The following is an 11,179-nucleotide window of genomic DNA, read 5'->3' as shown; positions in this document are numbered from 1 at the left end:
CGTGATTAAGCAAAGTGGTGTTGCTCTCATTCAAGTACTAGTAATCTCTATTGTTCTTACATTACTTGCAATGTTTATTTCCCAAAATACGAAAAGACAGATAGGCATTACTGAACAAGTCAAGACTGCGTTCAAGTTAAGGGTACAACTTGAGAATGCAGAGAGCTTGATTCTGTCTGAACTTCTTTCAAAAACTCTTTATAGAAATAATCTAGATTCAGGGCTTGCAAGTAAATGGAATTTTCACAATACACCTTTTACTTTAAACAATGGTGTGAAAGTTCAATTGCAAGATTTGAAGGGGTTAATAAATTTAAATTATGTAAACGAGAATCTTATTGATAGTTTTCTGTCACAGTATGAGCTGACTGACTCTCAAAAACGTGAATTTGTAGACTCCTTAAAAGATTGGATTGATCGTGATGATTTAAATAGATTAAATGGCGCCGAAAAAGCTTTCTACGAGAGTAGAGGTTTAGTTGCTCCAAGGAACGGTTATTTACAATATTTAGAAGAAGTTAAGTTAGTTAGAGGTAGTGATATAGTTCCATTAGATGACCTAAGAAAATTTTTTACTGTAACATTAACGGAAGGGTTAAACCCTTTTAATGCGCCAGATGAATTGTTAAAAGTCATGGTTGTGAATCAAGATGTTGCGGGAAATGTAATCAATAAAAGAAGGGAAGGCAATTTAAGCGAGCTAGACTTCTATCAGCTTACAGGGATTGAACAAGATATTTATGTAAACTTTGCAACAGGTCGTAAAATAAGGGTAATATTAGAGGCCTCCGAGGGAAATGCAAAACTTAAAAAAGAGTTTATTGCGGATATTAATCCTTTGAGTAATACATCTCCTCTAGTGCTCAGTAATCGTATTTGGAACAAATCGTGGTAATTAATTTAAGCTTATTGGAACGTCTATCTTTTTTACACAAATTTATAAGTAATAAAGTAGGGTATTTTAATCAGCACTTACTAAGGCTAGATAGCTTCAAGGGCATGGATGAGTGTTTTCAGCCGAGGTTGATTATAGTCTCAAAGAAACATTATAGAGAAGTACGTAAGTCATATTCATCTGTTAGCAAAAAAGATTTGGATTCAATTCTTGCTCTCGACACTATTACTCAGAGTGGTTTATCTATTTCAAAAATATCAATTAACTCTCAAATAGATGGCTTTGACGTTAAAACGATTACGTTTGATAGCACTGTACTTAATAGCATACCCTTATCAGCCATTCTTTTACCTGAAACAGAGCTTCTTAGCTATCATTGCTCTGAAAAACAGTGTTTATCAATTAATACACCTGGTGGGGAGTTATACTTTGCTAAACCATTGCAAAGCGGAGTTAGTGATTATAAAGGTGGCTTGTTAAACTCAGTTGATACATTTATTAAGAGCGTTGGTCTTTCTGATAATACTCAAACAGTTTATATATCGAATACAGATTACGCGCAGTTGCTACAAAAACTTCTTAAGGAAATGCCGCTAGTTAATTTAGCTCGGTCGTCAAGAGTTCTTTTTACTCAATCTCTAAATTTAAGCAAAATACATGCTTTATATTTAGCGCCTCTGAGTTTTGTGTCACTTTTTCTTGTAGCTTTATATGGTATTAATTATTTACGCATTGAAGCAATTAGCTCTGAATCAGAAACTTTAAATTCCGAAGCTTCAAGCGTGCTTGAAAAACGTCAAAACTTTATTTCATTGAGCGGGAAGGTAGAGGCTCTGAATAATGAGTTTAGTAAAATAAAACGAAAGCACACTGATTGGGATATCATATCAATAGCTATTGATTCAGGCATGGAAATACAGAACTTGGTTGGTAATGATGAATTTATCGAAATGAGAGGTGTTGCTCCCAAAGCTTCAGAAGTGCTGGAAAAGCTGAACGAATCAAAAATCGTAGATAGTGCCATTTTCACCACACCGATTCGAAAATCTCGAAGGAAAGACGCGTTTACCCTAAAAGTAGTGAGAGTAAGTAAATGAAAAAAGATTTGTTAAAGTATAAGCATTATTTTATTGCTCTTGGTGCTTTACTCATTTACTTGTATATAACCGAGCCTATTTTTAACTCAATTTTAGATCAGCAAAACCAAATTGCTTTGAATGAAAAAAAATTATCTAAAATCAATAAAGTTATTGAAAGTGAAACTCAAATTACGAGCTTGTTGGCTGACAATAAACTTGAATTACAAAGTGCACAATCATTTTTTTATAAATCAAATAGTGAGTCAGAGTTTAAGTTAGAATTGCAAAAGCAGGTAGAAGGAATCTTACAGGAAGCGGGCTGTGAAGTCGAAACGTTCGATTGGAATGGAAAAGTTGATTTGGAACATCTCTATAGATGGAATTTGAACTTACGATATCAAGGCAATCCAGTTTGCATTATTCAAGCAAGTAGAAAAATAGAGTCGCTTCTTCCAATCGTGAATATAAATAACTATAGATATACGGCGAGGAGAATTAATGGAGCCGTTAGAACTAAAATCACGGGTATCCTTGAATTAACAATTCTGCAAGATAAGGCTTAAAATGATAAATAAATTAGCAATATTATTTTCAGTTATTGCAATTGTATTCACTTGGTTTCAGTTGCAAAGCAATAACCAAGAGCAATTAAACTCAGAAAGCAGTTTAGATACCAATACATTAGAACTCCCACAAAGCCTTAAAGAAGAGTTACTAAACGTAGAGTCGGAATGGTTGAAAATACAAAAAGAGCATGAACTCTCTATTAAGCAGGCGGATTCTAATACCCCAAAAAAACAACCAAGAAGCGAGTTCGCTTTTGAGTTAGATGGTAACGTTTTTTCACTTGTGGGAATTTTCCAACAACCGGAAAAATCGTTTGCCATATTCAAAACTGAAAATTCTAAGTTCAAGAAAGTATACGTGGGTGAGCAAATTATTGATGGTTTTCAGTTAAATGAAATGGACGATAGGTACATCATTTTTATGAATGATGGGAAGAAAATAGAATTTGAATTATTCAAAAGTACGTACAATGATAAAAGTTAATACCAAAAGTGTTATTTTCTGTGGGTTAATTATGAGCCTAAATGGGTGTGCTCTAATTAGTCCTGGGAATTCAAAGAAAACAGAACCGTTAGAAGTGTCACCTTCTTTTATTAAAGCTGATAAGAAAAATGAATATGTTCAAGACCAAATTGAAGGTAGAACGGAATCAGAAGCAGAATCAAAGTTTGAAGTTTTAGCTAATTCAAGGCAAGAAACTGCTAAATTGGGTTTAGAGTTGGCTAAAGAATTTGATCAAAAAGCAAAATATAAATTAGCTGTTAATGCAATGCCGTTAAATGAATTTGTACATTATTCCTTTGGCGAATTATTGGGTGTTTCTTATGTTGTTGACTCTGCAGTTAAGAGTAATAAAACTTCTGTCACGCTAGAAATTAAAAATAATGTTTCTGCGCAAGATATTTTTAAACTAAGCAGCCAAGTGTTAACTAATAATGGCGTTGGTATTCAGCGTAGCGAAGGTGTTTATTTTATTTCTCCCTTACCAAAGAGAGGAATGAAATCTGAAAAGGCATTTGGATTTGGTAGAACGGAGCAAAGTGTACCTTTATCTTCAGGCGCTATTAGTCATACAGTGCCTTTGAGGTATAAAGCTACTAACAATATTAGAGCGGCTGTATCATCACTTGTAGAAGCAAAAGTATATTTAAATGAAGAAGATGGCTTTCTAACGATTGATGGTAACCGAGAGCAGGTATTACGAGCCCTTTCATTAGTTGAGATTTTTGATAGTCAGCTACTTTATAATAAAAGCGTTGCAGTCGTAGGCTTTAAATATATAGACTCAAATACGTTTATTAATAAGTCTACCGAATTATTAAGACAAGATGGCATAAGTACAAACTATGATAATTTAAAAAGTGCCAATGTAAACTTCATTCCAATAGAGCACCTTGGGCAGGTTGTTGTATTTGCTAATAGCGAAGAAGTGCTAGAGAGGGTTCGCTATTGGAGTATTTTAATTGATAAACCTGCTACTGGAAGTGAGCAAAGCTTTTATATTTACCATCCACAGTTTGCTAGGGCGTCTGATTTAGGAGCTTCGCTGACACCTTTAATCAATGCTAAGCAAAGGGGGAATTCATTACAAACTCAAAGCACTGGTGGTACATCAGTTCCTGTAGCTTCGCAAAACCAAAATACAACTTCAAGTACTTCAAGCCAATCATCACTTATCACCGGTGATAAAATGAATATGGTAGTAGACGAGCGAGCCAATGCATTAATATTTCACTCAACGGGTAAGCATTATCAAGAGCTTTTGCCAATCATTAGGAAGCTCGATGTGATGCCCAAACAGGTTATGATGGAGGTTGTTATTGCAGAAGTAAACTTGACAGGCTCTTTTTCCAAGGGGGTTGAATATGCAATAAGGAATGGTTCTGCCGGCAATAAAACTAATACCTTTAGCTTTGATGGGGAAGGCGGGTTTAGCTATTCAATTGTTGGGTTAAATGGCAATTTTAATATTAATCTCAATCAAACCGATGGCATGATAAATGTACTTTCACGCCCAACATTGGTCGTCAGAGATGGGGTTTCAGCAACTATTAATGTCGGTAATGATATTCCAACTGTTGGTGCAACAACTTCTGATCCAATTAGTGGTGACAGAGAAACAACTACGATTCAATATAGAAAAACAGGTGTGGACTTATCGGTAACACCAACCATTAATGCACAAGGCACTGTGATTATGACGATCTCGCAGAATATATCTAATGTATCTACCTCTGGTCCAAGTTTGAGTGGTTCTCCTTCTGTTTTTGAACGTAGAATCAGCACTGAAGTGGTTGCTGGTGATGGTGAAACTGTTATGTTGGGTGGCTTAATCAGTGATAATTATAATACGTCATCAAACTCAATTCCGTTGCTGGGAGATATTCCAGTGCTAGGACATATGTTTAGAACTGATGGCTCAGAGCAAGATAAAACCGAGTTAGTAGTATTAGTAACACCAAAAATCGTAAAAAGTTCTGAAGATTGGAAAATGATCACTGAAAGTTTTAAAAAAGGCTTACAAAACCTAAAGTTTTAACTTGATAAATTGCTAATAAATCGTTAATTTATTCGTGGGTTTTTACCCACTAATTTATTTGTATAAATATAATAAGTTGCAAATAAGGTTTTAAGTAAGCTCAATGTAAATAAAAATAAATATTGGCTGCTTCTAAAGCAAAAAACAAAGAGTTAACACTTGACATGTTTAAGTGTTACACTTAAATTTGCAATGATTCGACACTACTCCTGTCGAAATAATAAAATCTTGGTGCATTGAAACTCCAATCAGTGCATCAGTTTCATGAAACTAGGAGAATGGAAAAAATGAAACTATTCAAAAAAGCGCTAGTAGCTTCAGCTGTTCTTGGTGCGTTTTCTGCTCACGCAGTAGACGTTTCAAGTGCTAAAATTAAACTATCTGAAGAAGGTGTTGCTGCTGGTAATTCTGGTGCAGTAGGTAATACTACAAATAGCCTTGTTCTTGACTTTGTAGTAGGCGCGCTTACTCCAGCATCTTCTTTTATTGAACTAGAGTTCAGTGAAGGTGTTGACTGGTCAAACGTAGCTATTCAAGATTCAGCAATCGATAACGACGTAACTAACGGTGAAGGTAATGTTAACCTTGCTGATGCTAACGGTAGCATGACGTTTGATTACGGTACGGGTTCTTTCACATTTGATAACGCTGAACTAGATACTTCGGAAAAGAAAGATGTTCTTTCTTTTAAAGTAAACCTAGGTAACCCATTAGTTGCTAACTCAGCATTCCGTTTAACAGTTGCTGGCTTAGATGCTGTTAATGACATTGGCATCACTGGTGCTGAAGAAGTTTGTTACACTTCTTTCGAAAACAATTCGGGTGAAAAAGGCGACGTAATCGAAACTGGTTGTGTTGCAATCTCTGAATTAGTATCTCAGTACTCTTTCACTGTTTCTACAGAGTGGGATGGTATTGTCGAGCGTGTTGAGCAAGTGTCTTTCGTAAAAGACAATGACACTGGTGATGCAAACGCTGATACTCTAACTTACAAAATTTCTTCTAACGAATCTCTACCAGCAGCTATTGTAGATGCTGATGCTGAAATTAAGTTTGCTGGTAATTTCGAAGATTTAGACGGTGCTAACTTCACTGTTAACCACAACGCAGGTGCTGTAACTCCAACTGCTACAGTTAACACTGACGAAGATGCTGTTAACTTCACTTTAGCTGATGGCGACTTCGCAGTAGACGGTACTGTTGAAAGTGGTACTGTTACATTTGATTCTGATAACACAACTGTTATTCCAGTAACTGGTGAAATTATTGCAACTGCAACTTTCACAGATGGTACAGATAACTTTAAAGTTATCACTGATGATGCTGGTCAGTGGGCTCTAGATGCAGTAGTTATCAATGTTCCTTACTTCCCTGTGAACTTCTCAGGTGTTGTATCACAAGTACATATCGCTAACGAAGCTAACACTACTGCTGATGTTATCGTTTCTGCAATCGATGATAAAGGTGTTGAGTATGGTCCATTAGACCTAGGTTCAGACCTTGCTGCTAACACTGTTAACCGTGTTAAAGCTGCTGACCTTGCTGCTTTATTCTCAATTACTGATAGCCGTAAGTTAAGCGTAACATTCAACATCGATGCTGATGCTGATGACGTTGCAGCTAACGCTACAGTACAAAGCTCAACTGGTCGTTCTGAAGTTTCTAACTCTCAGTACAAAGTTGACGGTAAGTAATAGTTATATTACATTAAAGCCCGGTTTATACCGGGTTTTTTTTTGCAGGAAATAATGAAATACAAATTTTTAATATTTATCCCTATTCTATTTTTAAGTTTTTATACTTCAGCTAAAGAACTGTGTGGTGTTGGTGCTGAGTTTAAAAATTCCCCCAGAGTAACACGCAATACTCACGCGTTGTCAGAATCGATTAGTTTATTTACAAAACAGTATAAAGCTAGAGCTGTTATTAAAGGTAAGACAGTTGTTTATAGCGTTAATTGTCAAACTTTAAATGGTGCTGATTACACTGGAAATGCAGAGGAAGTTGCACGCTATGTACAAAGCTCTCTCTCTCAATTGAAGCAAAAGGGATTTAAAGATTTTAGCGTAGAAAAGTTAGAAGCAACCAATTTCTCTTACCAAGGTAAACTGCCATTCCACTTTTATAAAATTAAGGCGCTAAACCAAGATTCACAACCTTTTGAATATCTAAACTTATATCTGTTTGATAAACAATTAAATACAATATATATAACTACCGTAGCTGGATTACAAAGTACTTCAGTTTTAAACTTAAAAGAGTTTGAATTCACCATTAATTCACTCAAAATACAAAATAATTAGGTTTTTTGATGAAAGGGATTATTTTAGCTGGGGGAACTGGTAGCCGGCTGTATCCACTTACAGCTGTGCTCAGTAAACAATTAATGCCAGTTTATGATAAACCAATGATTTACTACCCGCTTGCTACCTTAATGCAGGCAGGAATTAAAGATATATTAATAATTTCAACTGAGCAGGACTTACCCTCATTCAAGATGTTGCTCAATGACGGAAGTCAATTAGGGATAAATTTATCGTATCAGGTTCAACACAAACCTAAAGGGCTGGCTCATGCTCTTATTATTGCAGAGAATTATATTCAAAATGATAATTTTGCAATGATCCTGGGTGATAACCTGTTTTATGGTCAAACTCTACCGACTAATTTATTAAAAGCAGCAAATAGAGCATCGGGTTGTACTATTTTTGGTTACCATGTTGCACATCCTGAAAATTATGGTGTTGTAGAGTTTGATAAATCTGGAGTGGTTAAATCTATTGTTGAAAAACCGCAACAGCCAAAATCCCATTATGCTATACCAGGAATTTATTTTTTTGATTCACAAGCTGTTGGTTTTGCAAAAAAGGTCGGCTTGAGTAAGCGTGGCGAATTAGAAATTGTAGATGTGCTAAAACAGTATTTAACTAAACAAGAATTAAATGTTGAAATTATGGGGCGTGGTATCGCATGGTTGGATACAGGTACTCATGCAGATTTACTTGCCGCGAGTCAATTCATAGAAACTATTGATAATCGGCAAGGTTTAAAAATAAATTGCCCTGAAGAACAGGCTTTTAGAAACGGTTGGATCGATGCTGAACAGTTAAAAAAAATAGCGGAACCATTGATAAAAAGTGGCTATGGCGCATACTTATTAAATATTTTAAAAGAGACAAATGCCTAAGTTAATAATAAAAAACATATTGGTGACAGGGGGAGCTGGTTTTATAGGTTCTAACTTTGTCGACTATTGGCTCAAGAATAATCAAGGTAACGTTATTGTTTTAGACCTATTAACCTATGCTGGTAATTTAAGTAGTCTGTCCAAGTTTAAATCAAATAAACGTTTTTCTTTTTACCAAGGGGATATTGCAGATCGAGAATTAGTAAGTGAAATACTTGCAAAACATGAAATAAACTGTATTGTAAACTTCGCTGCCGAATCACATGTAGATCGCTCGATTTCTGGTGCTACTCCTTTTATTTTTACAAATATTGTTGGTACATTTGAATTATTAGAATGTGCAAAACAGTTTTGGTTAACGCATCCAAAGTTTAAAGATAACCATCGTTTTCACCATATCTCAACAGATGAAGTCTATGGCAGTTTAGAAAGTAATGATGTGCCATTTAAAGAGTCAAATCAGTATCAGCCTAATTCACCTTACTCCGCGTCTAAAGCTGCATCAGATCATCTTGTAAGAGCTTACCACCACACCTATGGTTTGAATGTTACTACGTCTAATTGTTCAAATAACTACGGTCCATTACATTTTCCAGAAAAACTGATACCGTTAGCGATACTTAATATTTTACATGATAAACCAATACCAATTTATGGTAATGGCCAGCAAATAAGAGATTGGTTATTTGTTGATGACCACTGTTTAGGCATAGAGTTGATTTTGCAAAAAGGAATCGTTGGGGAAACATATAATATTGGTGGTAACAATGAGTTGAAAAATATTGACTTAATACACCGCTTGTGTGAAATGATGAACCAAATGTTTGCCAATAACACAGCTTTAGAAGAACAATACCCAAATGCTCTAAGTGCTATAAGTGGACAAAGTGAGCAATTAATAACATTTGTTCAAGATAGACCTGGTCATGATGTGCGCTATGCCATTGATGCATCAAAGGCAATGGATGAGCTCGGGTATTGTCCTCATTTCAACTTTTCAAATGCTTTGGAAACAACAGTTAATTGGTATTTAAATAATAATAATTGGTGGCTACCGCTTTACCATCAATAAGGAAATAAAATGTCTCAAACTCCTATTTCATTGTCAGAATTAGACTATTTAATAAACTTAAAAAGATATGACGCAGCAGAAAAGTTATTAATAGAGCTTTTTAATGGGCAAATGTTGTATAAATTGAATTTTAACCAAGCGCCGGCAGGACGGGAGCTTAACAAAGAACAGCTTGATTTAGAGTCATACCAATTAGTTGAGCGTTTGGCAGTATTATTAACGCAGTTACTTTCAGATGAAAAGTATGTCTATTCTAGTAAAATGCTTACATATTTTTTGCAAAATAAGCGCTTAATAAATTTTACATTTGCTGCAAGTTCTTATCAAAATACAGATCATATCATTCGAAATTTAGGCTTGGATAAAAAGACACAACACACCAAGCAAGATATTTTAAGACTGATGGTACTTTATATTCCAAGCTCTAATATTGAAATGCCTTGGGAATTGTTGATAAAACACTTACCTACTGAAGCTGCACAAACGTACTTAGGAGTAATGAGTTGTACTACTGTTTTGTTAAGTCAAAAGGTGCTTAGTACGTTAAATAAGTTGAGTGCAATGGCTAAAAAGTTGCCTCCTCTAACAGTATCATCGCCCCAGTCTCTAGAGTCAATGATGGGAGCTTATTTTCATGTGAGTAATTTTACAGGTGAAGATAAGTACAATTATAAAAAATGGGCTGCAAAAACACTCGAAAAATCCATGGCTAATTTTTTATCGGATGACTTGAAAAAGCAGATTAGTACTTTAAGTGGAGATGGGGTTATTGATGGAAAACCAGTCATAGTAGTTTTCAATGAGGTTTATAGACCACAACATGCTATGTATCGCTGCTGGCATGCTATGATATCTCAATTGAAAAATAGATTTTTTGTAATTGGTGTTTCTGAAGAAAAGCAATTGACTGAAACCTCAGAGCTTGATTTTGATAAGGTTATTAAATTCGATAAGCCGTATGAGTTTGAGTCGTATTTACCAGAGATAATTGCTCATAACCCTCAAATTGTTTTATACCCTTCAATAGGTATGTCGACTTGGGTGCCTTTATTGGCTACACAGCGTTTGGCGCCAAAACAAATTATGTGCGGTGGTCACCCATCGAGTAGTTATATTGAAAACGTAGACTACTTTTTTATGGATAATTTAGGAAGAACTGCAGAGCATTGGAATTTAGTGCTTTCTGAAGAAGTGCTTGAAATGCCAGAAGGTGTCACCAAAATGCACATCCGTGAATTTGAAAAAGTTAATAAAGAATATGACGACTCTGTGTGTAATATTCTTATTAATGGTGTTGTGCAAAAAATTACAAGTGATTTAGTTGATGTTTGTCAGAAGATAACTGAACAAAGTCAGAAAAAAGTTAAATTCCATATGTTTATGGCAACGTCAAAGCAAGACTTAGAATATTTCGCAATGACATCCATGATTAGACGTTTAATTCCAAATAGTGTTGTTCATAATTATGCTCCTTATAGTGAGTATATGGGAATTATTTCACAGTGTGACTTTGCGATTCCAACAATCCCGTTTGGTGGCGCTAACAGTAATATCGATTTACTGCTGCTAAATATGCCTAAGCTATTTATTTTAGACGACTCTGATATTTCTGGTGCAACTGACTATCAAATTTGGAGTGGTTTAGGGTATCTTGGTGGGCTGTGTAGTTCAGTTGAAGAGTTAACAAATAAAGCGATCGAGTTAAGTAATAGTCGACAGGCTATTGAATCTATGTCTTCTGAGCTTAAAATGATTGACCCTCATAGCTTTAGCTCATTAGAAAGCACTAAAGGTGACCTTAGAATGGTTGACGCCTTTGAACGTTTATTGGAATGCTAAA

At 35.3% G+C, this 11,179-nt stretch carries 10 protein-coding genes; all 10 read left to right on the top strand.

The genetic code is table 11. From position 1 onward, the window contains the following. Position 1 precedes the first annotated feature (1 nt). On the top strand, positions 2-895 hold the full coding sequence (locus AC2IOM_RS02550; RefSeq protein WP_486359038.1) for a type II secretion system minor pseudopilin: 894 nt from the start codon (positions 2-4) through the stop codon (positions 893-895). After that, a complete protein-coding gene (locus tag AC2IOM_RS02545) occupies positions 889-1,992 on the top strand; it encodes a hypothetical protein (RefSeq protein ID WP_486359037.1) in 1,104 nt (367 codons plus the stop codon). The genes AC2IOM_RS02550 and AC2IOM_RS02545 overlap by 7 nt, the downstream gene beginning before the upstream one ends. Next, on the top strand, positions 1,989-2,537 hold the full coding sequence (locus tag AC2IOM_RS02540) for a hypothetical protein (protein WP_486359036.1): 549 nt from the start codon (positions 1,989-1,991) through the stop codon (positions 2,535-2,537). Before AC2IOM_RS02545 ends, AC2IOM_RS02540 begins: the two co-directional genes overlap by 4 nt. 1 nt (position 2,538) lies before the next feature. Then, entirely contained in the window at positions 2,539-3,024 is a 486-nt protein-coding gene (locus AC2IOM_RS02535; protein WP_486359035.1) for a hypothetical protein, read from the top strand. Then, on the top strand, positions 3,011-5,080 hold the full coding sequence (locus tag AC2IOM_RS02530; RefSeq protein WP_486359034.1) for a type II secretion system protein D: 2,070 nt from the start codon (positions 3,011-3,013) through the stop codon (positions 5,078-5,080). Before AC2IOM_RS02535 ends, AC2IOM_RS02530 begins: the two co-directional genes overlap by 14 nt. Positions 5,081-5,367: 287 nt before the next feature. Next, positions 5,368-6,774 (top strand): hypothetical protein, encoded by a 1,407-nt coding sequence (locus AC2IOM_RS02525; RefSeq protein WP_486359033.1) that lies wholly within the window; start codon positions 5,368-5,370, stop codon positions 6,772-6,774. A gap of 54 nt (positions 6,775-6,828) precedes the next feature. Continuing rightward, the gene (locus AC2IOM_RS02520) at positions 6,829-7,383 is read left to right on the top strand and encodes a hypothetical protein (RefSeq protein WP_486359032.1); all 555 of its coding nucleotides are present in this window, start codon (positions 6,829-6,831) and stop codon (positions 7,381-7,383) included. Positions 7,384-7,388: 5 nt separating this feature from the next. Further along, positions 7,389-8,267, top strand: a complete 879-nt coding sequence (rfbA, locus tag AC2IOM_RS02515; protein ID WP_486359031.1) for a glucose-1-phosphate thymidylyltransferase RfbA — start codon at positions 7,389-7,391, stop codon at positions 8,265-8,267. After that, positions 8,260-9,339, top strand: a complete 1,080-nt coding sequence (gene rfbB, locus AC2IOM_RS02510; protein WP_486359030.1) for a dTDP-glucose 4,6-dehydratase — start codon at positions 8,260-8,262, stop codon at positions 9,337-9,339. The genes rfbA and rfbB overlap by 8 nt, the downstream gene beginning before the upstream one ends. Before the next feature lie 9 nt (positions 9,340-9,348). Continuing rightward, a complete protein-coding gene (locus AC2IOM_RS02505) occupies positions 9,349-11,178 on the top strand; it encodes a hypothetical protein (protein ID WP_486359029.1) in 1,830 nt (609 codons plus the stop codon). Position 11,179: the final 1 nt, after the last annotated feature.

This window comes from Pseudoalteromonas sp. NS-SX12, from assembly GCF_057367955.1.
This window is presented reverse-complemented; position numbering and strand designations above follow the sequence as displayed.